21 protein-coding genes and 1 riboswitch are annotated in these 26,306 nt (G+C 64.0%); of the genes, 10 read left to right on the top strand and 11 right to left on the bottom strand.

Annotation, left to right across the window (positions count from 1 at the left end; all coding sequences use genetic code 11):
- Positions 1–20: 20 nt before the first annotated feature.
- Positions 21–899: an alpha/beta fold hydrolase gene (locus ACOSV0_RS29240; RefSeq protein ID WP_434110548.1), complete on the bottom strand. Its 879-nt coding sequence runs from the start codon at positions 897–899 to the stop codon at positions 21–23.
- A 32-nt stretch (positions 900–931) separates the two neighbouring features.
- Complete coding sequence (locus tag ACOSV0_RS29245; RefSeq protein WP_434110550.1) at positions 932–2,158, bottom strand: MFS transporter; 1,227 nt, start codon at positions 2,156–2,158, stop codon at positions 932–934.
- Positions 2,159–2,265: 107 nt separating this feature from the next.
- Here ACOSV0_RS29245 and ACOSV0_RS29250 point away from each other — a divergent pair, with 107 nt between their 5' ends.
- Together ACOSV0_RS29250 and ACOSV0_RS29255 are read left to right on the top strand one after the other, a co-directional pair.
- On the top strand, positions 2,266–3,156 hold the full coding sequence (locus ACOSV0_RS29250; RefSeq protein WP_434110552.1) for a LysR family transcriptional regulator: 891 nt from the start codon (positions 2,266–2,268) through the stop codon (positions 3,154–3,156).
- A gap of 142 nt (positions 3,157–3,298) precedes the next feature.
- Complete coding sequence (locus ACOSV0_RS29255; protein WP_434110553.1) at positions 3,299–4,117, top strand: helix-turn-helix transcriptional regulator; 819 nt, start codon at positions 3,299–3,301, stop codon at positions 4,115–4,117.
- A 100-nt stretch (positions 4,118–4,217) separates the two neighbouring features.
- Here the strand turns inward: ACOSV0_RS29255 and ACOSV0_RS29260 are convergent, their stop codons facing one another.
- The gene (locus ACOSV0_RS29260) at positions 4,218–5,159 is read right to left on the bottom strand and encodes a LysR family transcriptional regulator (RefSeq protein WP_434110555.1); all 942 of its coding nucleotides are present in this window, start codon (positions 5,157–5,159) and stop codon (positions 4,218–4,220) included.
- A gap of 241 nt (positions 5,160–5,400) precedes the next feature.
- On the opposite strand from ACOSV0_RS29260, the gene ACOSV0_RS29265 reads away from it, so the two are divergent.
- The 3 genes from ACOSV0_RS29265 (at position 5,401) to ACOSV0_RS29275 (ending at position 8,551) form a co-directional block, all read left to right on the top strand.
- The gene (locus tag ACOSV0_RS29265; RefSeq protein ID WP_434110557.1) at positions 5,401–6,600 is read left to right on the top strand and encodes an aromatic amino acid transaminase; all 1,200 of its coding nucleotides are present in this window, start codon (positions 5,401–5,403) and stop codon (positions 6,598–6,600) included.
- Positions 6,601–6,711: 111 nt separating this feature from the next.
- Positions 6,712–7,503 carry a class II aldolase/adducin family protein gene (locus ACOSV0_RS29270; RefSeq protein ID WP_434110559.1) on the top strand — a complete coding sequence of 264 codons (792 nt, stop codon included), beginning with the start codon at positions 6,712–6,714 and terminating at the stop codon, positions 7,501–7,503.
- Between the two features lie 64 nt (positions 7,504–7,567).
- Entirely contained in the window at positions 7,568–8,551 is a 984-nt protein-coding gene (locus tag ACOSV0_RS29275; protein WP_434110561.1) for a 2-dehydropantoate 2-reductase, read from the top strand.
- Positions 8,552–8,645: 94 nt separating this feature from the next.
- Here ACOSV0_RS29275 and ACOSV0_RS29280 read toward each other — a convergent pair whose 3' ends face one another.
- From ACOSV0_RS29280 to ACOSV0_RS29295, 4 genes are all read right to left on the bottom strand, one after another.
- Positions 8,646–8,837, bottom strand: coding sequence for a hypothetical protein (locus ACOSV0_RS29280; protein WP_434110563.1), 192 nt, complete (start codon positions 8,835–8,837; stop codon positions 8,646–8,648).
- 18 nt (positions 8,838–8,855) lie between these two features.
- The gene (locus ACOSV0_RS29285; protein WP_434110564.1) at positions 8,856–10,577 is read right to left on the bottom strand and encodes an FAD-dependent oxidoreductase; all 1,722 of its coding nucleotides are present in this window, start codon (positions 10,575–10,577) and stop codon (positions 8,856–8,858) included.
- 129 nt (positions 10,578–10,706) lie between these two features.
- Positions 10,707–12,659, bottom strand: a complete 1,953-nt coding sequence (locus tag ACOSV0_RS29290) for an AI-2E family transporter (protein ID WP_434110566.1) — start codon at positions 12,657–12,659, stop codon at positions 10,707–10,709.
- A gap of 136 nt (positions 12,660–12,795) precedes the next feature.
- Positions 12,796–14,076, bottom strand: a complete 1,281-nt coding sequence (locus ACOSV0_RS29295) for a DUF445 domain-containing protein (protein WP_434110568.1) — start codon at positions 14,074–14,076, stop codon at positions 12,796–12,798.
- A gap of 190 nt (positions 14,077–14,266) precedes the next feature.
- Between ACOSV0_RS29295 and ACOSV0_RS29300 the strand changes: the two genes are divergently transcribed.
- The gene (locus ACOSV0_RS29300) at positions 14,267–15,409 is read left to right on the top strand and encodes a metallophosphoesterase family protein (protein ID WP_434110569.1); all 1,143 of its coding nucleotides are present in this window, start codon (positions 14,267–14,269) and stop codon (positions 15,407–15,409) included.
- Positions 15,406–18,030 (top strand): AAA family ATPase, encoded by a 2,625-nt coding sequence (locus ACOSV0_RS29305; protein ID WP_434110571.1) that lies wholly within the window; start codon positions 15,406–15,408, stop codon positions 18,028–18,030. The genes ACOSV0_RS29300 and ACOSV0_RS29305 overlap by 4 nt, the downstream gene beginning before the upstream one ends.
- Before the next feature lie 12 nt (positions 18,031–18,042).
- Here ACOSV0_RS29305 and cobJ read toward each other — a convergent pair whose 3' ends face one another.
- From cobJ to ACOSV0_RS29325, 4 genes are read right to left on the bottom strand one after another with little or no spacing between them, the layout of a single operon-like run.
- Positions 18,043–19,785, bottom strand: coding sequence for a precorrin-3B C(17)-methyltransferase (gene cobJ / locus ACOSV0_RS29310; protein WP_434110573.1), 1,743 nt, complete (start codon positions 19,783–19,785; stop codon positions 18,043–18,045).
- A complete protein-coding gene (locus tag ACOSV0_RS29315) occupies positions 19,782–20,513 on the bottom strand; it encodes a precorrin-2 C(20)-methyltransferase (protein ID WP_434110575.1) in 732 nt (243 codons plus the stop codon). The genes cobJ and ACOSV0_RS29315 overlap by 4 nt, the downstream gene beginning before the upstream one ends.
- On the bottom strand, positions 20,514–21,140 hold the full coding sequence (locus tag ACOSV0_RS29320) for a precorrin-8X methylmutase (RefSeq protein ID WP_434110577.1): 627 nt from the start codon (positions 21,138–21,140) through the stop codon (positions 20,514–20,516).
- A complete protein-coding gene (locus ACOSV0_RS29325; protein ID WP_434110579.1) occupies positions 21,133–22,782 on the bottom strand; it encodes a precorrin-3B synthase in 1,650 nt (549 codons plus the stop codon). Before ACOSV0_RS29325 ends, ACOSV0_RS29320 begins: the two co-directional genes overlap by 8 nt.
- Before the next feature lie 83 nt (positions 22,783–22,865).
- Positions 22,866–23,044, bottom strand: a riboswitch (cobalamin riboswitch).
- 84 nt (positions 23,045–23,128) lie between these two features.
- Here ACOSV0_RS29325 and cbiE point away from each other — a divergent pair.
- From cbiE to ACOSV0_RS29340, 3 genes are read left to right on the top strand one after another with little or no spacing between them, the layout of a single operon-like run.
- Positions 23,129–24,457 carry a precorrin-6y C5,15-methyltransferase (decarboxylating) subunit CbiE gene (gene cbiE / locus ACOSV0_RS29330; RefSeq protein ID WP_434110581.1) on the top strand — a complete coding sequence of 443 codons (1,329 nt, stop codon included), beginning with the start codon at positions 23,129–23,131 and terminating at the stop codon, positions 24,455–24,457.
- Positions 24,457–25,545 (top strand): cobalt-precorrin-5B (C(1))-methyltransferase, encoded by a 1,089-nt coding sequence (locus ACOSV0_RS29335; protein WP_434110582.1) that lies wholly within the window; start codon positions 24,457–24,459, stop codon positions 25,543–25,545. The genes cbiE and ACOSV0_RS29335 overlap by 1 nt, the downstream gene beginning before the upstream one ends.
- Entirely contained in the window at positions 25,542–26,264 is a 723-nt protein-coding gene (locus tag ACOSV0_RS29340; protein ID WP_434110584.1) for a cobalt-precorrin-6A reductase, read from the top strand. The genes ACOSV0_RS29335 and ACOSV0_RS29340 overlap by 4 nt, the downstream gene beginning before the upstream one ends.
- Positions 26,265–26,306 lie beyond the last annotated feature (42 nt).

The following is a 26,306-nucleotide window of genomic DNA, read 5'->3' on the forward strand; positions in this document are numbered from 1 at the left end:
GGCACGCCGTTTGACATGCGCTACCTGGCCAGCCGTGCATCCAGAAACGGGATCATCAGCGCCGCAACCTGATCGACGGCTTCATCCAGCACGAAATGGCCTCCTTCAAGCAGATGCACTTCCGCGCCGGACACATTGGCGCGATACGCGTGCGCACCTTCTATTTCGAATGAAGGATCGTACTTCCCCCACAGCACAAGCATGGCGGGTTGGCGTTCCTCCAGATACCGCTGCCACAGCGGATACCGCTCGACATTCGTCCGATAGTCGTAGAAGAGTTCGGTCTGGATATCGATCTGGCCGGGCCGCGATAAAAACGCAAATTCATCAGTCCAGGTATCGGGATCGTAACGATCGACATTCGGACTACGCCCGACATGCCGCAACCGCGTTGCCTCGAACGAGAGCAAATTAGCCCGTAGTGCCGCTTCATGCGTTGCGCGATCGTTCCAGAAAGCCTTACGTGTTTGCCACAACGGACCGAGGCCTGCTTCGTGGGCAACGGCGTTTTGCACGACCAACGCCGCGATCCTTTCAGGGTTTGAAAGTGCAAGCCGAAACCCCACCGGACCGCCGTAGTCCTGCATCACCAGCGTGTAGCGCTTCAGTTCCAGTGCGTCGGCAAAACGCATCATCACCTCGGCGAGGTGGTCAAACGTGTACCTGAACGCGTCGGGCGACGGTGCGCTGCTGTGGCCGAAGCCGGGGTAGTCCGGCGCGATCAGCCTGTAATTTTGCGCGAGCAGCGGCATCAGCGTCTCGTACATCCGCGACGACGATGGGAAACCGTGCAGCAACAGAATCGCAGGTGCATCGCGTGGTCCTGCTTCGCGATAGAAAATGTCGAGGCCGTCGATGTCGATGCTGCGATAGCGCATCCCGGTGCGTGTGGATGTCATGACCATGCTCCTTCAGTCTTTCGTAAGATTGCTCACGCGGCGCGCGAACTATCGCGCAGATGCAGGACCGCCGCCGCGGCGAAAAAACCCAATGCCGCGACGCATACACCCGGCCAGCCCCAATGCGCGAGCGCCGGCCCGGCGATCGTGGCGCCTACCGCGCTGCCGATGAAAAAGAGCCCCGTATAGAGTCCATTCACCCGGCCACGTGATTCGGGCGCAAGCAGATTGATCGCGCGTCGGCCGAGCGCCTGATCGGCAATCACGCCGCCGTCGATGAAAAATGCGGCCACGGCGAGCAGGGTGATCGACAAGACGCGCGATACGCCCGACGTCAGCGCGAATGCCGCCATCAAGGCGGCCGCGATGGCGACCGCATGAGCGAGCATGCTGGCGGGCTTCGACCAGCCCCTGTCACCGGCGCGGCCCGCCAACGGCGCGATGAATACGCTGCCGCCGCCGGCCAGTGCGAACAGCGCGACGGAGGTGCTGTTCAGACCCAGCGGCGCGCGTGTCAGGACAATCGCGACGCTGCTCCAGAATGCATTGAACCCCGCCATCAACAGGCCTTGATACAGCGCCCGGCGGCGCAGCACCGGCTCTTGCGCAACCAGGCGCGCCATCGACGTCAATAACGCGGCATAGGGCGGCGCGCCGGCAGGGTGAACATCCGGCAAACGCGGCACCACGGCAAGCGTGACAGCGGTGAGCAATAGGGCGTCGGCGGCGTAAAACGCGCGCCAGCCAAATGCGCCTCCGATCACACTGGCTAGCGGCCGGGACAAGAGAATGCCGAGCATCAGGCCGCTCATCACATTGCCGACCACTTTGCCGCGCGAAGCCGGCGGCGCGAGCGATGCCGCCGCGGGCACCAGCATCTGCACGACGCTCGACGTCACGCCCACCGCGAACGAAGCCGCCAGAAACACGGGCGCCAGCGGAGCGATCGCGGCCAGTGCGAGACACGCGATCTGTGCGAACAGGGTCGCGGCAATCAGGGGCCGGTTGGGCAGGCGGTCGATTAGCGGCACAAGTCCGACGAGGCCGACCGCATAGCCGAGCAATGTCAATGCAGTGACGAGTGTGGTCCATGCGCCGAGATGCAGCGAGAGGTTGAGCGGGCCGATCAACGTTTGTGACGCATACAGGGGCAACACGGCGACCGCGACCATCGCGGCGAACCGCACGGTCGGAACGCTCTGTGCCGGCGGCGTAGCCGTTTGGGCTGCGCTCGAGCATTGAATCGTGGGAGAGTCCATCGTTGGGCTATCCGTTAAGTGAAGTTGAATCGATGCTACTCTCACGTCCGGCAAATACAATTCGCACTGAATTGGATACATCCTCACGAAAAACGGGAGAATCGGCGATGGATGCCTTGCGCGATCTGGAAACCCTGGTGGCGATTGTCGAGGAAGGCAGTCTGACGAGCGCCGCGCGACGCCTTGGCCGGTCGTTGCAGGCCGTCAGCCGGTCGCTGCAGGTGCTCGAACGAGCGCACGGGTCGACCTTGATCGCGCGAACTACGCGCACCTCGCAGCCGAGCGCTGCCGGCATGCGGTTTTACGAACGTGTCAAAGGCGCGCTGACCGAACTCGAACTGGCGCGCACCGAACTGGCCGAGGAAGCGCATCGGCTCACCGGCCGATTGCTGATCAACGCACCCACGCTGTTCGGACCGCAATTCATCGCGCCGCTCGCCGCGGAGTTTTTGCAGCGTCATCCGCAACTGCAGTTGTCGCTCGATCTGAGCGACGCATATCGCGATCCGGTTGAGACGGGGGCGGATGTGACGATCCGCATTGGCGAAACGCCGGATTCACGGCTGGTGGCGCGACGGATCGGCACGCTTCGGCGAGTGGTGTTCGCCGCGCCTGGTTATCTTGCCGAACACGGCAGACCGTCGCATCCGCGGGATCTGGCGAGACATGATTGTGTCGTTCGAACCGGCGTGCCGTATCCTGGGCGGTGGGCGTTTACGTCGTCCGACGGCAACGAGATTGTGGTGAACGTGGCCGGGCGTTTTGACAGCAATCAGGTGGCTGCGGTCAATGCCGGCGTGCTGGGCGGGATGGGGATAGGGATCGCTGCATTCTGGCAGATTCAGGAATGGATCGAGGCAGGAAAGGTGGAGGTTTTGCTGGCGGATTTTCAGCTTACGCCCTTGCCGTTGCATGCAATGTGGGCGAAGACGCGGCGCTTGCCGCAGAGAACACGCTTGCTGGTCGATTTCCTCGCTGTCAAATTGGGAACGCTGTAGTTTTTTCGTTCGCCTTGGGGCGGACGCAGGGGCTAAGGGTGTGACCGAGGCTCGCCGTGAAAGCAGCGCAGCGGCAGGCGTAATGCTTCATTGTGCTACGCTTGCCGAACCGAAAACCCCGTACCATGACCCCGCGCTCATCATGCGTTCCTGGCGCATATCCACACCGCCTCGCAGCGGACACATCGACACTTCGCGTGTTACCGATCTCGTCATGTCGATCTCGCATGCCGACCCGGACGCGCTCGCTGCAAGCATTCTGAAAACCGTTGGCGACACGCTTCCCGTTTCGCAGTGCACGATTTTTGCCTACGAATTCGACGCGCGGCCGCGCACTGTCTCCGCCGCCGACCATCGCGGCGGCCGCTTTCTCCGCGATGTCGCCGACCGCTACGCCACGCACTTCTATGCGCTCGACGGCAATCGCGCCATCGTCGGCTGTCCGCCGGCGAAACAGGCGCGCGAGGCGTTGGTGCTGCACCAGCAACAAAGCGAAGAAATCGAAAACGAAGCCTATCGCGCTGCCTGCTACGCACAGCCCAATGTGTCCGACCGGCTATCGTTGCTCCTGCAACCTGTGGAAAGCGTCTGGCTGTCGATCAATCTGTATCGCGACAGCGCCTACGGCATGTTCCAGCCGGGCGAACTGGAACACGTGGAAAGCGTGGCGCATCTGTTCGCGCACGCCGCGAAAAGCCATTACGCGCTCAACGGACAGCATCAGCGAGGGACGGCCGCCGCAATGCTGGCACGTGTCCGACGTGCCTGCCCGGCGCTTACGCCACGCGAGATCGATGTGCTGCGTGGCGTGCTCGAAGGCGCAAGTGCAACCGAGATCGCCGAACAGATGGGCGTGAAAACCACGAGCGTGATTACCTATCAGAAACGCGCTTACGCGCGGCTGGGTATCTCCAGCCAACGCCAGTTGTTCGCGCTATGTCTGCTGCCTGAGCGGTCCTGATTCTGCGTGTGACGTGCGTTGTGGCCGTAGATTGACTGCACCGCAACTTATTTGCCGCCATGGAATCGCGCGAACCGCCATTGAGTTCGCGCCGAAAAAATCACCCGCGTTTCGCCCGTGCATCGGCCTGCGTCTCGCGATCCCAGCGCTTCAGCCACGGCATGATGAATTCCGCGAATCCGTCCGCGGGCGGCGACAGCGCACGTTCGGTCGAGCGATACACGCACACCTCACGGATCGTTTCCGGATCGACAATCCGCTTCATCACCAGCCCGAAAGTGCGCGCGAGCGGCGCGACATAGGCGGGCGCGAGCGTGACGGCAAGCCCCTGTGAAGCCAGACCGAAGGCCGTGGTGACGTTGTCCACCACGTCCACGGGGATGATGCGCGCCTCCACCGGCAGATTGGCCAGCATCTGTTCGACTGCGCGCTCGTGATCGCGGCCGGTGGCGATAATCGGCACGTCGCGCAAATGCTGCCACTGCACCCGGCGCCGCGCGTTCAACGGATGCGCCGGCGCGCACCACATCACCCACGGGCTCGCGAAGGCCGGATCGCAGCGCACCCGCGTGCCGCTCTGGCGATCCGGGCCGATTGCCAGGTCCACGTCGCCGCTTTCCACGCGCTCCACCAGTTGTTCGACCACGGTGTCGCAAATGCGCACGACCACCTTCGGTTTGCCGCGTGCATATTCGGCGATGGCCGCCGGCAGCGCGGTGGCCGCGAGCACCAGTGGCGCGCCGACTCGCACGATGCCGGCCGCGCGATTGCGGATGTCGTCGGCGGATTGGGCGGCGGCGCGCACATGGCGCAACACCGATTCGGCCGACGACAGAAAATCCTGTCCCGCACTCGACAGATTGACGCGCCGCGTCGTACGGTCGAAGAGGCGAAAGCCCAGTTCCGTTTCCAGGTCGGCCAGCAACTGGCTGACCGCCGACGAGGTCAGCCCGAGCCGTTCCGCCGCCGCGCCGATACTGTGCAAATCGACGATAGCGAGAAACGCTTCGAACTGACGAATGGTGACGCGTGTGAGTGGCATCAGGCGATTCTAAAGAAAAACTTACTAATCATGAAAAATCGATTGATTGTATCTGGCGAGCCATTGGTCGACACTTATCCTGATCGACGCGAAGCGGGAAACCCGCTTAGACTTCCGTCTCGCCCACGCGGCCAGGGCAGGGCTGGACCCGTCCGTACTCGGGGCACACGCGGGCCCGCAGCTAGGCCTGCAGTCAGACCCATATTCAGGCCCAACGCAGGGCTCCACTCAAGGAATTGCCATGTTCGACCACATTCCCGCCTATCCGGGCGACCCGATTCTGAGCCTGAACGAGGATTTTCAAGTCGATCCGCGGCCTAACAAGGTCAACCTGAGCATCGGCATCTATTTCGACGACGCCGGCAAACTGCCGGTGATGGACGCCGTACGGCGCGCCGAAACCGCGCTGCTCGATTCGATCGGCCCGCGCTCCTACCTGCCGATGGCAGGCCTGCCGCTCTACCGCGATGCAGCACAAGCACTGGTGTTCGGCGCGGACAACGAAGCGCGCGCAGCGGGCCGGATTGCGACCTTGCAAACAATCGGCGGCTCAGGCGCGCTGAAAGTCGGCGCCGATTTTCTGAAGCGCTATTTCCCGGGTTCGCAGATCTGGATCAGCGATCCGAGCTGGGAAAACCATCGCGTGGTATTCGAAGGCGCGGGCCTCACGGTCAACACCTATCCGTACTATGACGAACACACCGGCGGCCTGCGTTTCGCCGACATGATCGACACGATCGGCCGCCTGCCGGAACAGAGCATCGTGCTGCTGCACGCGTGCTGCCACAATCCGACCGGCGTCGATCTGAGCCCGGCGCAATGGGCGGAACTGGTGCCGGTATTGCAGCGCCGCAAACTGATTGCGTTCGTCGACATGGCATATCAGGGTTTCGGCTCGGGTCTCGAAGAGGACGCCGCTTGCGTGCGTCTGCTGGCCGATGCGGGTGTGCCGCTGATCGCCGCCAATTCGTTCTCGAAGAATTTCTCACTGTATGGCGAGCGCTGCGGCGCATTGAGCGTGGTGTGCAAGAGCAAGGAAGAGGCCGCTCGCGTGCTCGGTCAACTGATGTCGGCGGTGCGCGCCAACTACAGCAATCCGCCTACGCATGGCGCGCGCCTCGTGGCTAGCGTACTGTCGGATACGTCCTTGCGCGCTTCGTGGGAAGCGGAACTCGCCGGCATGCGCGAACGGATTCTGGCCATGCGCGGCACGATTCACGAAGGTCTGGCGGGCCGCGTCGATGAAGTGATGCGAGCGCGTTACGTCGCGCAGCGCGGCATGTTTACGTACACGGGTTTGAGCGAAGCCCAGGTCGAGCGTTTGCGCAGCGAATACGCCGTGTACGTGCTGCGTTCGGGACGCATGTGCGTCGCCGGATTGAATGCACGCAACGCCGGCTATGTGGCGTCGTCGATTGCAGCGGTGGTGGCGGGCGCATAACGGCTGTAACTCATGGCCGTGACGCATGGCTGTGACTCATGGCTATGCCCCACGGCTGCGGCCCACAACGGCTAAACATGACGATAGCGAACGGCAACAACGGAGACCCTGATGACGATTCTTGAAATGCAAGCAACGCCCCCGCCGAAACCCGCCTCGATGCATCCCGACGAATGGCAGGCGCGCGTGCAACTGGCCGCGTGCTATCGCATCTTCGATATGCTCGGCTGGACCGAGATGATCTACAACCACATCACCTTGCGCGTGCCGGCGAGCGTAAGCGGCGACGCACGCCACTTCCTGATCAATCCGTTCGGCCTGCACTATAGCGAAGTGACGGCGAGCAATCTCGTGAAGATCGACGGCGAAGGGCGTGTGCTCGACAACTCGCCGTATCCGGTGAATCCCGCGGGTTTTGTCGTGCATGCGGCGATTCACGAAGGCGTGGCCGATGCGCACTGCGTGATGCACACGCACACGACGGCCGGCGTCGCCGTGGCCTGCCTCGAAAACGGTCTGGAGCAAACCAACTTCTATAGCGCGCAGTTGCACGACCGCATCGCGTATCACGACTTCGAGGGCATCACGGTGCATGCGGAAGAAGGGCCGCGTCTGCTCGAACATATCGGCAACCGGCAGGCGGTGATTTTGCGCAATCATGGTTTGCTTGCATGGGGCCACACGGTGCCGCAGACTTTCGCTATTCTGTGGACGCTCAACCGCGCGTGCGAAATCCAGATGGCCACGTTCGCGATGGGCCGCGCACGGCCGGTGCCGGAAGAGGTGGCGATCCGCTGCTCGCGCGACTCGCTGCAATTCGATCCGCGCCATGGCGCGGGGCAGGATGTGTTCGACGCGCTGGTACGGCGCGTGGATCGGATCGACGCGAGCTACAAGGATTGAGTCGAAGATCGACGGGAACACTGAGTCGAAGATCGGCCTGGGAATTAACGCAAGGATTGAATCGATGAGAGTGGGAATCTACGGGGCAGGCGCAATCGGCGGCTGGATGGGCGTCAAGCTCGCGCAGGCCGGCCATGAGGTGAGCGTGGTGGCGCGCGGCGCGACGCTCGGCGCGTTGCAGCAGCACGGCTTGCGCCTGATCGAAGGCGGCGTGACGCATACCGTGAAGGTGAAGGCGAGCGAACAGCCGGCGGATCTCGGCGTGCAGGACCTCGTCGTGGTGGCGGTCAAGGGTCCGGCAATGGCGTCGGTGGCCGCGCATATTGCGCCGCTGCTGAATCCGCAGACGATTGTGCTGACGGCGATGAACGGCGTGCCGTGGTGGTTCTGCGACGGGCTCGGCCGCGATTTCGCCGGCAAGCGGCTGAAGTCGATCGATCCCGAGGGTGCGATCGTCGCCGCGATTCCGACTGCGCAAACAGTAGGCTGCGTGGTGCATGCCAGCTGTCTGATCGATTCGCCCGGCGTCATCAGGCATCATCAGGGCAATGGGCTGATCGTCGGCGAGGCGTCGGGGCAACCGGGCGAACGCGTCAAGGCGCTAACGGCCACGCTGGTCGCGGCCGGCTTCAACGCGTCGATGTCGGAGCAGATTCAGCGCGACGTCTGGTACAAGCTGTGGGGCAACATGACGATGAATCCGATCAGCGCCATCACCGGTGCGACGACCGACCGGATACTCAGCGACGAACTGGTACGCAACTTTGTCACGAGCATCATGCTGGAAGCGAAGGAGATCGGCGCGCGCTTCGGTATTCCGATCGAGCAGGCACCGGCCGATCGCCACGAGGTCACGCTCAAACTCGGCGCGATGAAAACGTCGATGCTGCAGGATGTGCAAGCGGGCAAGGCTGTCGAACTCGATGCACTGGTGGCCGCCGTGCGTGAACTGGGGCAGCTTACCGATGTACCGACACCGTACACGGATGCGTTGCTCGGACTCGCGCGCCTGCATGCGAGCACGTTGGGTTTGTATCCACGACAGTAGAATTGTTGCTACAAAAAAACGCCCCGCATTCTCAGCGGGGCGTTTTTTTGCTTTATGTCTTACTTCTTTGGTCCCACGTCATACTCCTACTGCATCACGCAGCCACCGCGGAAGACTGCTGCAGCTTCGCCGCATCAATCAACGACAACGCTCGCTGCGCGTCATCGAGTTCCGTCATGAATAGCAGCGCAAGGCGTGCCAGATACAAGGGCGCTTGTGCTTCGCCCTCAGCGGTCAATGTCTTGCAGAGCGTCGTGTAGACGAGGTCGAGTTCGCTATCGGTCATGGTGGGGTTCCTCTTGCGTCAGTCCGTCAGACAGGCCGTCACGGCGCCTTGCACGTTCGCCGCGCTGCCGTCGCGCCAGCGGGCGAGCACATGGCCGTCCGGTCTGATCAGATAGACGGTGCCCGGCGTCGCGTCGAGCATTTCATGCAGGCGTCCCGTCGGATCGACCCCATGTGCGCTGGTGGCGCGCGGCGACGCGTCGCTCGTCACCAGCGTGACTGCTTTGAATGGAATGCTGTGTTCGCCGAGCACATGTTGCAATTGCTGCCACGCTTCGTCTTGCGCCACGTCGGCGCCGAAGCGCAATGCGGTGAAACATGGTCCCAGCAGATCGGTGAGATGAATATCAACTACCACGCCGTCGCACACGCGTTGAAGGCGGCACTCCGGCAGCACCGTGCCTGGCGCCGGGCCTGTGGCGAATGTGCCCGATGCCTCGTCTGCAACCCGATTAAGCGGCGACTGAACATACGCAATCGCATGCGTCTGCCGCGGATTGATCAACGGGCGCACAGCAGGATGGCGCTCGGCAAGTCCCAATACGGCATTGCGCATCAGATCGAATGCGAACGAGGGCGGCGCCATGAACTCCGTGCTCTTCATCCCGTAGCTCAGGTTTTCGCGCGCCGCGAAAACGCGCTCGTCGCTGTAGCTGTCGAGCAAACGGTCCGACGCGATGCCGTTGACCACGCAACCGAGTTTCCAGCCGAGATTGTCGGCGTCGTCGATACCGGAATTCGCGCCGCGCACGCCGAAAATCGGCACGAGATGCGCGGCATCGCCCGCGAACAGCACCGAACCGTGCCGGTAGCGTTCGAGCGTCAATGCGTTGGCCTTGTAGACGGTGATCCAGATCGGCGACCATTCACCCGTTTCGCCCATCGAGTCGAGCACGCTCTGCACACGTGGCATCACGTTTTCAGGTTTGACCGCAGCCTCGGGGTCTTCGTCGTCGCGAAGCTGGTAGTCGATGCGCCAGACGTTATCGGGCTGCTTGTGCACCAGCACCGTCGAGCCGGGATTGGAGGGCGGATCGAAATAGGCGAGGCGTTCCGTGGGGCGCGCGCTCTTCAGTTCGATATCGACGATCACGTAGCGGCCTTCGTACGTCGTACCGGTGAGCTTGAGGCCCAGTGCCTCGCGAATCGTGCTGCGGCCGCCGTCGCACGCGACGGCCCAATCCGCGCGCATTTTCCATTCGGTGTCAGCGGTGCGTAGATCAAGCGTCGCGCCAGCCGTGCCGTTGCCGCTATGTTGTTCGATGCCGGTCACGCGGGTTTGCCAGCGGACTTCGATCAGATCGGCGTGCTGTTCCACTTCGTCGAGCAGCAACTGTTCGATCTGGTATTGCGCGATGTTGATCATCGGCGGCAGCGATTGCTCATCGTCCTGATGCATGGCGAAGCGGAACACTTCGGCATCGCGATAGAAGCTGCGGCCGCCCGTCCACGGCAGGCCTTTCTGCAGGAAACCGTGTACTACACCCAGGCGTTTGAATATCTCCAGACTGCGCCGTGAAATGCAGATCGCGCGGCTGCCGGTGCAGACGCCGTCGTCGGCCTCGATCAGCACGGAGCGCACGCCCTGACGGGCCAGCGCGAGCGCCAGCGTCATGCCTACCGGACCGCCTCCGACGATCGCTACGGCGCGCCGTACGGGATCATGCCCGTCGACCAGCGGCGGCGCCACGCCCGCATAGTGGCGGGGCGTGAACGGATAGGGTTTGAAGCTGCGGCTCATGCCTGTCTCCTGGATCTTCGGTGCAGATGGATTGCCCGCCGGGGCATAGACGCTCTTCGGAGGCGGTGCAAATCGGCACGTGAAGTATGAAGGAGGGGGGAGACGCGGCTGTCCTCATTTTGGGTACGTCTAGTCCGCCCCAGCCGTATGCGAAGGCTGGCGCGTGTGCTGCAGGCTTGCGCCTGCCTGACATTCCTCGATCATCGCGCGGAACGTCGGCGCCGCGTGCGAAGCGCCGGTCGCGCCCATCTCCGGGCCGCCTTCCGGCGCACCGCCGACGCCGACCACCACCGTCGCCCTCGGCCGCCATTCCCGCGTGCGTCGCAGCATATTGCGCAGATACGGCGGCGACTCCGGCGCGTCGAGCGAGACGATGCAGATGATCGGCGCGTCCTTGAAGCTCGGTTCGTCGGCATGCGCGCTGCGATAACCCGAGTGCGTGGCCATCATCGGTGCAAGCCCCTGACGTCCGAGCAATTGCACGGCGATTGCGGTGGAGACCTCGTCGAATGCGCCGCGCCCGGGTACGCACAGTACCGAGGTCTTTTCGATTTCATGACGCACCGGTGGGCGCGCTGAAATGTGACTCTCGTGCCGCTCCGAAAGATCGGCGGACGCCGAAGCCAATTGCGCGTCGGCGGTCTCAGCATGATCCGTGCGCGACAGGCGATCCGGCAGTCCGTCGGCGATTTCCAGGTTTTCGACGATGTCCACTAGCGCGTCATTGATTCTCGCCAATTGCTCGGGCATCAAAACCCCGCGCATCGCGTCGTTGCGCGCGAGCTTGAGGCCCTCCAGCGCGACGTTGTCGTAGTAATCGATCAGCGACATCTCGCGCAACAGGCGCTCGGCCTGCACGATGGCTTCGTGCGGATCGTCCGCCAGAAGGCGCTGATAAAAATTCTGAGCGGGCGTGAGCGCCGGCTGGTCACCCAGCAGCACCGTGAGAAAGTTCAGACGGTCGGCGTAACGGCCCAAGGTGACCACGCACAGCGTAAGCGGCGTGGACAGCACGAGGCCGATCGGCCCCCACAGCCAGCTCCAGAAAATCGCTGCCACCACCACCGCCAGCGGCGACAGCCCCGAGCGGTGGCCGTACAACAGCGGCTCGGCAATCTGTCCGGCCACCACATCGACAACGATAAACAGGATCAGCGTATAGACCGCCATGGTCCATTGCGGCTGAATGGCGGCGGCGAGAAACACGGCAAGGATCGCGGCGATCCAGATGCCGATATACGGCACGAAGCGCAGCAAGGCGGCAATCACGCCGAACAGCAGCGCCCCCGGCACGCCGATGATCGCCAGACCGATTGCGATGGCTCCGCCCGCGCTGAGATTCACGCCCAGTTGCGCAACGAAGTAGCGGCTCAGCCGCCCGGCGGCGTCGTTGATCGCGGTAGTGGTGCGGTGCAGATCGCGCGAACCGAAAAGACTGATCAAACGGTCGCGCAGATCCTCGCGCTGCAACAAGATGAAGATCGTGACGACCAGCACGATGAAGGTGGTCTCGATCGGCGCGATCGCAGGCGACAATGCGCGTTGCGCGAGCTGCATCGGCGTGGGCGCCGGCTCGTGCACTTCAACCGGTGTCGGCACCGCGGGGGCATTGCGCGCCGCGCGCCCGGTGAGGCGCGGCGGAGCCGGCTTGCTCGGCGCCACGCGCTGGAGCGTGGCGGCGGCGCGGCTCATCAGCGAATCGGCCCGGCCGACGGTTTTCTCCTGCACCGTCTCGATCTTCTGCTCGATCGCAACCTGATACTGCGGCAGATCGCCCGCCAGTTGCACCAGCTGCGCGCCGATCAGCCCGCCGACGGCCAGTAAGGTGGCGAGGGCGAACAGTACGGCGATAAAAATCGACGGCAGTTGACCCATGTGCAAGCGCCGCAACGCCTGCACCAGTGGGGCGAGCAGAAAACTGAGCAGCACGGAAAGCGTGATGGGGATCAACACTTCGCGGCCGAAGTAAAGCGCACACACCACCACGACGCCCGTGATGATCGAGGCCAAACCATGCAGACTGGGAGCGCCGGGCGGATACACGCGGTTCGGTGTTCCGTGCGGCGGTAACGATATTTTCATAAGCACACTTCTCGATGTTGTGGCGCAGTCGCTTTTATTGAGGGCGCGCGTAGGAGACGGCGGCAGTCAGGTAAAAGCGCATGAGCAATTCATATGCCCGAATTGTAGGCGCTTTGACTCGCGGAGGACCGATCCCTCAGCCCATGTGCAAACGCAACAGCGCGAACAGTTGCGAGCTTACATAGAGCAGCAGGCCGATAAAGCCGCCCACAATCGTCCCGTTGATGCGGATGTATTGCAGATCCTTACTAATGTTCAGCTCGATTTGCCGTGACATGTCTCGCGCGTCCCAGTTTTTCACGGTGTCGCTGATATGGCGCGTGAGGAACTGGGCGAAATCCGGCGCCATGGCCCGCGCCGCTTCTTCCAGATGATCGTTCAGCGACTGACGCAACGCCGGGTCGTGCGCCAGTTCGCGCCCGACCCATTGGCCCATTGCCATCACTCTGGCGTGCAGGGCCGAATCGCTGCTTTGCAGATCGCGTTTGAGCCATGCGCGCAATTCGCCCCACATGTCTTTCACATAGGTGCTGAGCGCTTCGCCTTCCACCAGATAGCGCTTCAATTCCTCGCCTTTTTGCAGGAACGCCGGGTCGCTCTTGAGTTTGACGATCAGCTTCTGGGCCGCGTCGTCGAATTTCTGGCGCAGTTGATGGGTGGGGTTCTCGCTGATCTGCTCGAGCATCCGGTTCACCGCGTTGGCGATCGCGTCCGCACCTTTTTCGCCGAGCCACGCCGACGGCAGAATCATCTCCATCTTGGGATATTCGCTCTTCACCCACTCGACGATACGTTCGGCGATAAACTCGCGCGCCTGCGGTTCGCGCAGCAGCGCCACCACCTGTTCGATGCCGGCGTCGAGCAGTTCCTGGTGACGGCCGTCTTTGGTGAGCGTGTCGAGAATCGAGCCCATGGATTGCGACAGATCGACTTTGGCGAGCACGTCGCGCAGCGCGTCCTTGATGAAGACCTGGATGCGCACGTCGTCGGTCAATTCGAGGATGCCGCCCGTCAGTTTGACCACGTAGTCGCCCAGACGCGCGGTATTGGCCGGTTTGGTCAGCCAGCCGGTGATGCTTTGCGCCGGGTCGTGTTTCTGGATCAGGCCGACCAGCGACTGTACGTCCAGAAACTTGTCCTGCACGAACACCGCGAGGTTGTCGGCGATCTTGTGCTTGTTCTTCGGAATGATCGCGGTGTGCGCGGAGACGATTGGAATCGGCACCCGGCGAAACAGCGCGACCAAGGCGAACCAGTCGGCCAGCGCGCCGACCATGGCTGCTTCGGCCACGGCCTTGATGCCGTCCACCCAGAGGCCGCGCGGCATGAAAGCGGTGACGACGAAAACGCAGGCGGCGGCCGCCAGCAGCAGCAACGGCGTGCGCTTGGCCTTCTTCAGTTCGGTTTCTTTGTTCATCGGCAGCGGGGCAGCGGAGTTCGATTCGATTGGAATGGTGCGGTGCGATTGGCGTGCTGGTCCGGAAACGCGAGTGTAGCGCTGCTGTTCCGGCTATGTGGCGCCGGTGTTGGACATTCTTTGACCCGCCGGCGCGGTAACATGTGCGGTTAGACTGCGAGGCGATGCAATTGAACGGAATGGAGGCACAGTGATCAGGTTTCTGCACACCGCGGATTGGCAGATAGGTACGCAATTCGGCCAGTTCGAACCGGACGAAGCGGCGCATCTCGCGCAAGCGCGCTTCGACACCGTGCGCCGGATCGCCGAGGAAGCGGCGGCGCGCAAGGTCGACGCCGTGCTGGTCGCGGGCGACGTGTTCGACCTGCAGACGGTATCGGACACGGTGATCCGCCGTTTGTTCGGTGCGCTGCAAGCGTTTTCCGGGCCGTGGATCATGCTGCCGGGCAATCACGATGCCGCGCTGGTCGAGAGTGTGTGGACTCGCGCGCAGCGCCTGAACTGCATTGCGCCGAACGTGCGCGTGGTGCTCGAACCGGGCGTAGTGACGCTCGACGCGTGCAAATGCGCGTTGCTCTGCGCCCCGCTCACGCAACGTATCACTTACGACGACACCACCGGCTTCTTCGACACAACGGAGACGCCGGACGGCTATCACCGCATCGGACTCGCGCATGGCAGCGTGAGCGGGATTTTGCAGGAGGGCATTGACTCGTCGAACCCGATTGCGCCGACGCGTGCCGCGAGCGCGCGTCTGGACTATCTTGCGCTCGGCGACTGGCACGGTCATTTGCGTGTCGACGAGCGTACCTGGTATGCGGGCACGCATGAGCAGGACCGCTTTCGCGGCAACGATCCGGGTTTCATGCTCGACGTCACGCTGACCGAACCGGGCGCCGTGCCGGCAGTTGAAGCGGTGCGGGTCGGTCAATATCAATGGCATCGCTGGGACGAGACGATTTCCGTGCCGACCGACGTGGACTCGCTCAAGATGCGCCTCGGCGCATTAGGCAGTCACGACGTGCTGCGGGTCACCGTCAGCGGCACGACGGCGCTGGCCGAGGCCGAAGCGATTCACGTCGCGGTGGAGGAAACCCGCGCGCGGGTGCGTGCGTTGCGCGTCGATCTGAGCGGCCTGCAGGTGCTGCCCACCGCCGACGACCTCGCGGAACTCGGCGCGCAGAGCGGCTACCTGGCAAAAGTGGTGGCGCGACTGCGCGGCTTGCAGGAGGACCCGCAGTCCGATCCGCAGCAGGTCAAGCGCGCGGCCGAGGCGTTGTTGCTTCTGGCGCGCTTTCAACGTGAACTGCCGCGCGAAGCGAGGTCCGCATGAAGCTGGAAAGTATCGCGATTCAGGAGTTCAAGCAGTTCACCGGACGGCTCGTGATCGACGATCTGCAACCCGGACTCAATCTCTTCACCGGCCCGAACGAGGCCGGCAAGAGCACGATCGCCGAAGCCGTGCGAGCGGCGTTCCTCGAACGCTACAAGGCTTCGCATCTGAAAGATTTGTTGCCGTGGGGCAAGGCGAGCGGGCAGCCGTCGGTTGAAGTGACGTTCGATCTGGACGGTACAGCGTGCAGGCTCTCGAAGCAGTTCGTCACGCGGCAGCGTTGCGAGTTGAAGATCGGTCAGGCGGTGTTCGGCGAGGACGAAGCGGAAGACAAGCTCGCCGCGCTGCTCGGTTTTTCGCGTGCCGCGCGTGGACCGCTGAAGGCGGAGAATGCCGGCGTCCCCGGTTTGTTGTGGGTGCAACAAGGCGGCACGCAGGAGGTTCGCGATTCCACCGGACACGCGGCGCAGTATCTGCGCGATGCGCTTTCGCAACTCTCGGGCGGCAATGAATCCGCCGGTGAAGATGCGCTGATCGCCGCGGTGCAGCGTGAGCTTCGGCAATTGCTCACAGCGCGTACGCAGAAGTCCACCGGGCCGCTGGCCGAGGCGGAACAGGCGTTGGCGGCGCTGACCGTTGAACGCGACGATCTCGAACGGCAGCGCCAGCAGTTCGACGAGAACATCGTGCGTCTGGCCACGCAGCAGGAAGCCTTCGACGATGCGCAGCGTAAGCGCCCCTGGGAGCTTCATGAGCAGAAGGCCGTGCAGGCACAAACGCGTGCCGATGCCGCGGCGGAACTCGAACGCAGTCTTCAGGGGCTTTCGCATTCGCTGCAATTGAGTGAAGCGGAACTGGCGTTTTCCCTGCAACAGGAGCAGGCGGCGAACGAACTGGAAGCGGCCGTTGCACGCGATCGGCAGCAACTCGACGCCGCGCGGGCCAACGTGTCGGCGGTTCAGAACGAACACGCGCAGGCTCAGGCGAGCGTAACGCAATTCGAGCAGGCGTACGCCGATGCCAGCCGCGCGCTCGAATTGGCGAACGCAGCGGTGACCGCCGGCGATCTGCGCAGTCAGATTGCGCTGCACGGCACCGAAAGCGCGCGGCTTGAAGCGGCGATTGCGGCCGCCGGCAAAGCAAACGAGGCCGTGCTGGAAGCGACGCGTGCCGCGGCGGCGGTCGAAATCGACGGCGCGCAATTGAAGCGGCTTCAATCGCTCGATGCCGAGTTGACCGTGCTGCGCGCGCGCACCGAAGCGGCGATGACCCGCATCGAATACCGCTTGAATGGCGCGATCACCGTCGGCGATGCGAAGGTGAGCGGCGAGGGCGTGCTGCGGCTCGACGAGGAAAAACGGATCGGTCTTGGCGAACTCGGCGAATTGCGGGTGATTCCGGGCGTTTCCGATCTGCCGGCGCGGTTGTCCGAGCTGGCGTCGCTCGACGCCCAGCATGCGCAGTTGTTGCAGGCGCTGGGCGTGGCGTCGCTGAATGAGGCAGAGGGCCGGCACGAGCAATGGAAAACGCTGGTCGCTCAACAGAAAAGCCACGCGAAGATTCTTGAAGTGCATGCACCGCAGGGAATCGACGCACTGCGTGCTGCGTTGGCTTCGGTCGCTGCACGGCTGCAAGCATCGAATGAACGGCTGGCGATCTTGCCGGATGTATCCGCCGCGCCGCCGCTTGACGAAGCTCGCCGCAACGCCGATATAGCGCGTGACGCACTTGAAGCCGCCAGAAAAGCACTGACGCAGGCCGCGGAAAAGAAATCCACAGCAACGGCGACGACAGAATCGCTCGCCGCTCAATTGCAACGCAAGGAAGCGCAACTGGCCGACGAAACGTTTTGCCGCAACCGTGCGCAATGGCAAACGAAGATCGTCGAACAGCGTGTGCAGGTCGAGGCGCTGAAGAAGCAGCGCGAAGGACGAGAGCGCGAATTGGGCGCGGCGCGTCTCGACGATCCGGTGGCTGAAGCGAAGCGCTATCGCGCGTCGGCGGAGCTCGCGCGCAACGAACAACACGAACGACAAGTACGAATTGCGCAGTTGCGCAGTCAGCTTGAGACGGTTGGCGCGTCCGGACTGGGGGAGCGTCTTGCAGCGGTGAAGGCGTCGGTGGAACAAGCCACGCGCCGCAAGGATGAACTCAGCTTACGGGCAAGCGCGTTGAGCCTGCTCGACGAAGTGCTCGTCGACGAACGCGACGCGGCCGTAGCGCAATTGCATGCGCCGTTGACCGAACGCCTTGGCCACTACCTGAAGCGGATTTTCCCGCAGTCGACGATTGCACTCGGCGACGATCTGAGTCCCGCGACGCTGGATCGCTATGGCCGCGCGGATACGCTCGACGCGTTGAGCTTCGGCACGCGGGAGCAACTGGGCATTCTGACGCGCCTCGCGTATGCGGATCTTTTGAAGGCGTCGGGCCGCCCCACCTTGCTGATGCTCGACGATGCCGCCGTGCATACCGATGCGACGCGGCGCGATGCGATCAAGCGCGCATTGATCGATGCGGCTACGCGGCACCAGATTCTGGTGTTCACGTGCCATCCCGAGCTATGGGACGATCTGGGTGTGAAGCAGCGGGCGATTGACGATTTGAAGGTCGCAGCGTAGCGAGCAACGTGCTTACTCATACCACCGCGGCGTATAAACCCATTCGCCACCGTCGACGCCGTTGGCAAACGCCCGCGTCGTCGACGATCCCACGATTACCATCGTGCGCATGTCGACATCGGTCGAGCGCAGTTCACCGAGCGTGATCGTACGCAGCGTGCCGCCCGGCCTGCCGATGTCGCGTCCGAGCACGACTTTCGTGGCTGCGGTGCGATATTCCCGCACGATGTCCAAAGCTTTATCCAACTGCCACGGCCGTGCGCGAGAGATCGGGTTGTAGAACGCCATCGCCAGATCCGCTTCCGCCGCATGCCGGAGGCGCTTTTCGATGATGGTCCACGGTTTCAGATTGTCGGATAACGATAGCATGCAGAAGTCATGGCCCAGCGGCGCGCCGGCTTGCGCCGCGGTCGCCATGGCCGCCGATACGCCCGGCACGATGGCAAGTTGAACCGCGCGCCAGTCTGGGTTCGTCGGGGATACTTCTTCGAGCGCTTCAAGCACGGCAGCCGCCATCGCGAACACACCGGGGTCTCCCGACGACACCATCACCACTGACCGTCCGGTGCTGGCGAGTTCGAACGCATGACGCGCGCGCTGCATCTCTTCGCGATTGTCCGTGCCGTGCACGCGTTGATCGGCGCGCAAGGGGCCGGCCATTTTCACGTAGGTTTCGTAGCCGAGGATGTCGGTGGCTTCGTTCAGCGCTGTTCTTGCGGCGGGCACCATCAGATCGGCACTGCCGGGGCCGAGGCCGATCACCGTCAGGCGGCCACGTGCACGGCCGATCGTGGCCGGGTCGATTGCCAGCGCTGCTAACGCGAGCGCGACTCCGGCGTCCGCGTCGTCATGCAGCGTTTGATAAGGGACGCGCAGCGCGGCATGCAACAGGTTGGCGGGCGGCTCACCGTCTTCGGGACGCGTTTGTGTGAAGCGTAGCGGGACGTTCAGGGTCGTGGCGGCGTCGGCCAGAGCCGGGTCGGCTATTCGATCGGCCGGAGCCAGCAGTGCCGCCAGGGAAAGCACCGCAAGCCCATGCGAGTTCAGCGCCTCGCACACACGTGCTGCAATCTCTGCACCAGCACCAGCACCAGCACCAGCACCCGTTACCGCTGTGCTCGTCACCGCCGCCACCACACTCCGTGGATGAATCACCAACTCATCATCACGCCCATCCCACGCATGCGGCGTCACGCGAATCGCCAAGCGCGCCGATTCAGAGCGCGGCAGTTGCGCCTCATCGAGCCAGGGCGCTTCGCCTTCGACCCGCGTGCTTTCGCCCGCCAGCAGATCCGACACGAAGCGCTTGCCTTGCGTTATATCGGCGAGGGTATAGCCTTCAGGCGGATTGAGCACGCACGTGCCGAAACGCAGTTCGCCGCTCGTCGTAATCGCCGGCGCCACAGCCAGCGCTGCCGCAATCTCGCGCGCCATCACGTTGACGCCTGCCAACCCGCCAAGCAGGGGCACCACCGCGCTGCCATCTTCGGCAACAGCCAGCACCGGCGGCTCGGCGCCCTTGTTCGACAGCAACGGCGCAACGCAACGAATCACAATCCCCGCAGCGCACAACGCGACAATCGGCGTGCCGCGCGTATACAGATCACACAAATGCGCGCCGAGCTCCGTATAAGAGACATCAGCCTCGACTCGCCCCTGCAACGCGTGCACCTGGCACCCCGCATACAACGTCTGAATGCGCCGCGCAGTCGCCAGCGCGCCCGTACCGAGAATAACAATCGCAGGTGGCGTCATGCTTGCCATTTTTCCCCCGGCACGACGAGCAGCGAAAAATATGGCGACGCCATCGGATCGACTTCGGCGAGCGGCACGATGCGCTGATTGCCCATCGTCGCGCGTTCGACGTAGAGCGCACGATGCGCGAGGCCCAGTTCGCCGAGCACGCGTCGCACCTTATCGAAATTGCGGCCGAGTTTCATGATGACGGCAGCGTCCGCATCGGCGAGACGCCGACGCAACTCGTCTTCGGGCAACACGCCGGACAGCACCGACAAACTCTGATTGCGATACACCAGCGGCGAACCGAGCACCGCTGCACCGCCGAGCATCGAGCATACGCCGGGCACGACTTCGGCTTCGAAGCGCGCCGCGAGACGGTCGTGCAAATACATGTACGAGCCGTAGAAAAACGGATCGCCTTCACAAATCACCGCGACGTCGCGGCCCGCATCGAGATGGCCGGCCACGATCTGCGCGGCGGTGTCGTAGAAGTCGGCGATGATCGCTTCATACGAAAGCGGCGGTTCGAGCGCTTCGGTGGTCACGGGATAGACGAGCGGCAGATGCTGCTGGGCATCATGCAAATGCGCCTCGATGATGCTGAAGGCGTTGCCCTTTTTTCCCTTCGCAACGAAATACGCGACTACGGGTGCCGCTTTCAGCAAACGCAGCGCTTTCAGCGTGATGAGTTCGGGGTCGCCGGGGCCGACGCCGAGTCCGAATAAACGTCCTCGCACGGTCATTTATTCGACCTCCGTTGCCAGTGCATTCACAGCGGCTGCGGCCATCGCGCTGCCGCCGCGCCGGCCGTGAACCACGACATAGGGCACACCGCGGCTGTCTTCAGCGAGCATGGCTTTCGATTCGGCCGCACCGACAAACCCCACCGGAAAACCGAGAATCAGCGCGGGTTTCGGCGCTCCGGCATCGAGCATGTCGAGCAGATGAAAGAGCGCGGTCGGCGCGTTGCCGATCACGACGACGCTGCCGGTCAGATACGGCCGCCACAATTCGAGCGCGGCGGCCGAGCGCGTATTGCGGAGTTCGCGTGCCAATCCAGGCACGTCCTCGTGCGTGAGCGTGCAGATCACTTCATTGTTCGCGGGCAGCCGTGCGCGCGTGATGCCTTGCGCCACCATGCCGGCGTCGCACAGAATCGGCGCGCCTTGTGCCAGCGCCGTGCGCCCCGCGGTACCCGCGCCTTCAGAAAACTGGAGATCTTCAATGATGTCGACCATGCCGCAAGCGTGGATCACGCGCACCGCGAGCTTTTCGAGGTCGGCGGGGATGCGCGCGAGATCGGCCTCCGCACGGATCGTCGCGAAGGATTGGCGATAGATCTCCTGACCGTCGCGAATGTAATCAAGCATCTGGAAAGCTCCGGGTCAGGTGTGCCAATGGGTCGAGCATGTCGGCGGCCTGTTCGATCGTGAGTTGGTGCGCGACGCGCGAGCCGAAACCCGGCTGGCCGTCGCGGCGATAAAGGTCGTAGATGCCGGGCGCCACGGCCAGCAGCGTGTACGGCGCGCAATGCGCGGCGGCGCATGAACGCGAACAGCCGCTCAGATGGACGTCGACGCCGTCGGGCAAGCGATCCGCTAAAAGCAGTGCGTCAGCTTTGGTATCGGCGAAGCTTTTTACGCAGCCTGTGGAACCGGCGCAGGCGATCAGGCGCGTAAGAGGCTGCGTGGGATCGCAGGCGAGGCCTAGCGCGTTCATTTCTGCGAGCACGGCGGGTGCTGCATTGGCAGCGATATCGGGCAGCAGGACGCTTTGCCAGGGCGTCACGCGCAGCGTGCCGTTGCCTTGCTGTTGCGAGAGCGTGGCGAGGCCGCGCAAGGTGATGGCGTCGAGGCGTCCGAGCGGCGGTTGGCCGCCTACGTGCAGCATTCCCACCACGCGCTGTGCGTGCGCGCCAAGGCGCAGCGCGGCATCGGCAGGCGTGCCGCGTTGCCAGTTTGCGAGCGACGGATCGCGTGACAGCGGGAAATCGACATACGGTTGGGCGTGTTGCAATAGCGCATCGACGGAATGCGTGGCGAGCAGATGACGCATGCGCGTGGCGTCGGCGGCGGCCAGATCGAGGAACGTGTGCAGCAATGCACGAACCAGATCCGTGACTTGCGCGGGGAGCACGGCGGCGAGGGCGCCTGTGGCATTCGAGCCAGCGTGCTCGGCGAGGCCCGCCGTGTTATTCGAACGAGAATGCTCGACGAGGCCACGCGAGTTGGTATGCTGGAACGCATCGGCATCGGCATCGGCATCGGCATCGGCATCGGCATCGGCATCGGCATCGGCATCGGCATCGGCATCGGCATCGGCATCGGCTTCAATACCCGCGTTCACCATCCCAGGCGGACAACCCGCCAACCCAAACACAAACCGCACGCCATCTTCAGCTTGCGTCGCGGCCAGCCAGACATCATGCGGATGATCGAGCCTGGCAAGGCGTTCACCGCCATCCAGCAGCAGCGCGAATTTCGGCGAAAGTCCCACGAAGCGCGTTTCGGTTTGCAGCAAGGTGAGCAGCTCGGCGCCAAGCGATCGCGTGTCGAACAGCGCAAACGGATCGCGCCCGGCAACCGGGCTCACCATCACATTGCGCACATCGTCTGCAGCGCCGAGTCGAGATGCGTCCGAAGTATCTGAAGTATCCGCCGACGTCGCGGACAGCAAGCTGGATGCATCCACAGCGCCAGTCGTCCGCACCGGCCCAAGACCCGCATCGACCAACGCCGCGATCAACGCCGCCTCATGCCCGCTTCGCACGCCTCGCACCTGCAGATTCGCGCGATTAGTCAACTCGATCACACCGGCCGCATGCTGCTCGCTCACGTCGGCAATCACCGCGGCTTGCGCCGCGCTCAGCTCGCCGCCGGGCAATTTGATCCGGCAAATCCCGCCGTCGCGCGCGGCGACGATGCGCAGCAGCCCCGGACACGCCGAGGGCCGCAGCACCTGGGCCGCGTTGGGCAAAACAGTGGAGGGCGAAGCTTGATTCAAGACGGACACCGGGTTTAGCGTCGCGCGACGGCCCGAGCAAGCCGCAAGGCGGCATGGCTGCGGCATCGGTACACCCCGCCCGATGTAGGCTGGCACGAACAGTCTCGCCGGCAGGTCTCCTGGCTGGCAGGTCGTGGTCCGCCGCGGCCTTCCCGGTCGAACCAGTGGCGCGGAGCGCAGGCGGACTCGCTGCATACAGTTGCGGGGGCAGCCACAGTGACACTGTGTTCCCTCTTCGGCCCCGAAGGGCACCGGCGGCTGTATTATGCCTTTTTTCGAACAGCACAACGAGGCTGGACGCTTTGATCGGCGTGGCACAGCGCAATATTTGCAGATACAGAATGAGGATGGATGCATGCCGGCATGGCTGACCGTGGTGGGCATAGGCGATGATGGCTTCGCCGGCTTGGGGAGGCCCGCGCGGCGTGCTTTGCTGGAGGCGTCGGTGGTCTACGGCGGCGAACGGCATCTGGCGATGCTGCCGGCGCGCCTGGCCGCCCGCCGTGCGGCATGGCCGAAACCGTTCGATCTCGCGCCGTTGCTGGCGGAGCGTAACGGGGCCGTGTGTGTGCTGGCGAGCGGCGATCCGATGCTGTTCGGCGTTGGCGCGACCTTGGCGCGGCAGTTGCCGGCGGGTGAGTTGCGGGTGCTGCCCGCACCGTCGTCGTTGTCGCTGGCGGCCGCGCGGCTTGGCTGGCCGTTACAGGACGTCGCGACAGTTTCGCTGGTCGGCCGGCCGTTGCCGACGCTGAATGCTCATTTGCACGACGGCGCGCGTGTCTTCGTGCTCAGCGCCGACGGGCGCACGCCCGCGGCATTGGCCGAATTGCTGAACGCGCGTGGTTTCGGCGCGACCCGGATGACCGTGCTGGAGCATTTGGGCGGCGATCTGGAACGGCACATCGACGGGCGCGCGGACCAATGGTCGGCACAGGAAGTGGCGGCGCTGAACCTGATTGCGCTCGAATGCCGTGCAACGGAAGGCGCCCCGCGTTTGCCGCTGACCTCGGGCTTGCCCGACGACGCTTTTCGCCACGACGGTCAGTTGACCAAGCGCGACGTCCGCGCGATCACCCTCGCGCGCCTCGCGCCGGCGCCCGGTGAACTGTTGTGGGACGTGGGCGCGGGCAGCGGCTCGATCGGCATCGAATGGATGCGCGCGCACCCGACTTGCCGCGCGATCGCGATCGAAGGGCACGCGGAACGGCAGCGCTTCATCGAACACAATCGCGATGCGTTGGGCGTGCCGGGTTTGCAACTGGTGGCCGGCCGCGCGCCCGATGCGCTGGAAGGACTCGCTGTGCCGGATGCCGTGTTCATCGGCGGTGGCGTGACGGTGCCGGGCGTGCTCGATGCCTGCTGGGCGCGTTTGCGCGACGGCGGGAGACTGGTCGCCAATGCGGTCACCCTGCAAGGCGAGGCGGCGCTCGTGGCGTGGCGGGAGCAACATGGCGGCACGCTGACCCGCATCGCGCTGGCCGACGCCCAGCCGCTCGGCGGCTTCGATACGTGGCGCCAGGCGCTGCCGATCACGCTGCTGGATGTCACGAAGCTGGCCAGCAGCACGAGCGGCCTCTCCAGCACGAACAGCGCGCACGGTAAGAATGGCACCAACGGCACCTCAGGCACGAGCGCCATATCCAGCAGGTCCACCCGTTCAGCCGACTCACCACCTCACCCGTAATGCGCGAAGAAACGCCCGAACAACCCGCGCCGCTGCGTAGCGGCTATACGACCGGCAGTTGCGCCACCGCGACGTCGCTCGCGGCCGCGCGTCTGCTGCTCGCGGGAGTCGTCAGCGAGGTCGCGGAGATCGTATTGCCGAAGGGCCAGCATGTGCCGATGCCGCTGGTGTTCTGCCGCCCGACCGCCGACGGCGCGGAAGCGGGCACCGTCAAGGATGCCGGCGACGACCCGGACGTCACGCACGGCGCGATCGTATTCGCCCGCGTGCGCTTGCGCGCTGAACCGGGCGTGATATTCCGTGCAGGGCCGGGCGTCGGCACGGTGACGCGCGCCGGCCTCACGCTGCCGGTCGGCGAACCGGCGATCAACCCGGTGCCGCGCAAGATGATGACCGAGCATCTGACCGATCTCGCCGCCGAACAGGGATACGCAGGCGGTTTCGAGGTGACGATCGGTGTCGAGGGCGGCGAAGCACTCGCACTGAAAACGATGAACCCGCGCCTCGGCATTCTCGGCGGCTTGTCGATTCTCGGCACTACCGGCATCGTGCGGCCGTTTTCGTGCTCGGCTTATATCGCATCGATTCATCAGGGCATCGACGTCGCGCGCGCCAACGGTTACGTGCATCTCGCGGCCTGCACCGGCAACGCGAGCGAAGACGCCATGCGTGCGCATTACGGTCTGCCGGATATCGCGCTGATCGAAATGGGCGACTTCGTCGGCGCGGTGCTCAAGCATATGAGGCGCGCGCCGGTCGAACGTTTGAGCGTGTGCGGCGGCTTCGGCAAACTCAGCAAGCTGGCAGCCGGACATCTCGATCTGCATAGCCGCAATTCGAGCATCGATCTGGAGCGGCTTGCTACATGGGCCGCCGACTATGGCGCGGACGACACCTTGCGGGCGGCGATTCTCGCAGCCAATACGAGTCAGCAGGCTGTTGCATTGGCGCACGCCCAACACGTGCCGCTCGGCGATATCGTCTGCCGTCATGCGCTCGCCGTCGCACGCAATATCGTGCCGCCGCAGGTTGCCGTCGAAATGTTCGCTATCGACCGCCAGGGCAATCTGATCGGAGCCGCGCAATGACGCGGGTCCTGCTGCTGGGCGGTACCGGCGACGCATTGCGGATCGCAAGACAGCTCGGCGCTGAGCACGTGTACAGTCTCGCGGGCCTCGGCAAGGTGCCGGACGATCTGTCGTGCGAGGTGCGTGTGGGCGGTTTCGGTGGCAGCGAGGGCATGGCGCGCTATATCGAAGACGAACGCATTGACCTCGTGATCGACGCGACGCATCCGTACGCCGCGCAGATCAGCGCCAATGCCGCGCAGGCGAGCCGGGCCGCGCGCGTGCCGTGCTGGGCACTGCGTCGCGAGGGATGGCAGCCGCAAACCGGCGACGATTGGCGCATGGTCGACGATTGGGCCGAACTGACGGCCGCGCTCGCTTCGTTCAGGCGGCCGCTGTTCACGCTCGGACGCGAACCGCTCGCGCATCTCGACGACATTCCGCCGCAGCAGTTCTGGACGATACGTTGCCTCGATCCATACGAAGGTAACGCGCACGCGCGAATTCTGGCGGCACGCGGCCCGTTTACGCTCGAAGATGAGCGAGCGTTGTTCAGCGCGGAAGCATTCGATGTCGTCGTCAGTAAAAACAGCGGCGGCAGCGCCACCGAAGCGAAACTCGAAGTCGCGCGCGAACGAGGCTTGCCGGTCGTCATGCTGCGGCGGCCCGAATTACCCGCGGTCGATCGCGAGTTTGCCGACGTGACCGGCTTGCTGGAAGCATTGCAGGTCTTAGGTTAAATGGCGCATACATGGCATGCTGGCCGAACAAATCGTGGAGTA

The sequence above is a fragment of the Paraburkholderia caffeinilytica genome, from assembly GCF_051027425.1.
Taxonomy (GTDB): domain Bacteria; phylum Pseudomonadota; class Gammaproteobacteria; order Burkholderiales; family Burkholderiaceae; genus Paraburkholderia; species Paraburkholderia caffeinilytica_A.

Coding starts and splice junctions, on each gene's coding strand:
- ACOSV0_RS29245 (WP_434110550.1), bottom strand. CDS start 2,158: ATGGACTCTCCCACGATTCAATGCTCGAGCGCAGCCCAAACGGCTACG.
- ACOSV0_RS29320 (WP_434110577.1), bottom strand. CDS start 21,140: ATGCTTGATTACATTCGCGACGGTCAGGAGATCTATCGCCAATCCTTC.
- ACOSV0_RS29260 (WP_434110555.1), bottom strand. CDS start 5,159: ATGCCACTCACACGCGTCACCATTCGTCAGTTCGAAGCGTTTCTCGCT.
- ACOSV0_RS29275 (WP_434110561.1), top strand. CDS start 7,568: ATGAGAGTGGGAATCTACGGGGCAGGCGCAATCGGCGGCTGGATGGGC.
- ACOSV0_RS29290 (WP_434110566.1), bottom strand. CDS start 12,659: ATGAAAATATCGTTACCGCCGCACGGAACACCGAACCGCGTGTATCCG.
- ACOSV0_RS29285 (WP_434110564.1), bottom strand. CDS start 10,577: ATGAGCCGCAGCTTCAAACCCTATCCGTTCACGCCCCGCCACTATGCG.
- ACOSV0_RS29280 (WP_434110563.1), bottom strand. CDS start 8,837: ATGACCGATAGCGAACTCGACCTCGTCTACACGACGCTCTGCAAGACA.
- ACOSV0_RS29255 (WP_434110553.1), top strand. CDS start 3,299: ATGCGTTCCTGGCGCATATCCACACCGCCTCGCAGCGGACACATCGAC.
- ACOSV0_RS29335 (WP_434110582.1), top strand. CDS start 24,457: ATGCGCGAAGAAACGCCCGAACAACCCGCGCCGCTGCGTAGCGGCTAT.
- cobJ (WP_434110573.1), bottom strand. CDS start 19,785: ATGACGCCACCTGCGATTGTTATTCTCGGTACGGGCGCGCTGGCGACT.
- ACOSV0_RS29240 (WP_434110548.1), bottom strand. CDS start 899: ATGACATCCACACGCACCGGGATGCGCTATCGCAGCATCGACATCGAC.
- ACOSV0_RS29305 (WP_434110571.1), top strand. CDS start 15,406: ATGAAGCTGGAAAGTATCGCGATTCAGGAGTTCAAGCAGTTCACCGGA.
- cbiE (WP_434110581.1), top strand. CDS start 23,129: ATGCCGGCATGGCTGACCGTGGTGGGCATAGGCGATGATGGCTTCGCC.
- ACOSV0_RS29265 (WP_434110557.1), top strand. CDS start 5,401: ATGTTCGACCACATTCCCGCCTATCCGGGCGACCCGATTCTGAGCCTG.
- ACOSV0_RS29295 (WP_434110568.1), bottom strand. CDS start 14,076: ATGAACAAAGAAACCGAACTGAAGAAGGCCAAGCGCACGCCGTTGCTG.
- ACOSV0_RS29270 (WP_434110559.1), top strand. CDS start 6,712: ATGACGATTCTTGAAATGCAAGCAACGCCCCCGCCGAAACCCGCCTCG.
- ACOSV0_RS29340 (WP_434110584.1), top strand. CDS start 25,542: ATGACGCGGGTCCTGCTGCTGGGCGGTACCGGCGACGCATTGCGGATC.
- ACOSV0_RS29250 (WP_434110552.1), top strand. CDS start 2,266: ATGGATGCCTTGCGCGATCTGGAAACCCTGGTGGCGATTGTCGAGGAA.
- ACOSV0_RS29315 (WP_434110575.1), bottom strand. CDS start 20,513: ATGACCGTGCGAGGACGTTTATTCGGACTCGGCGTCGGCCCCGGCGAC.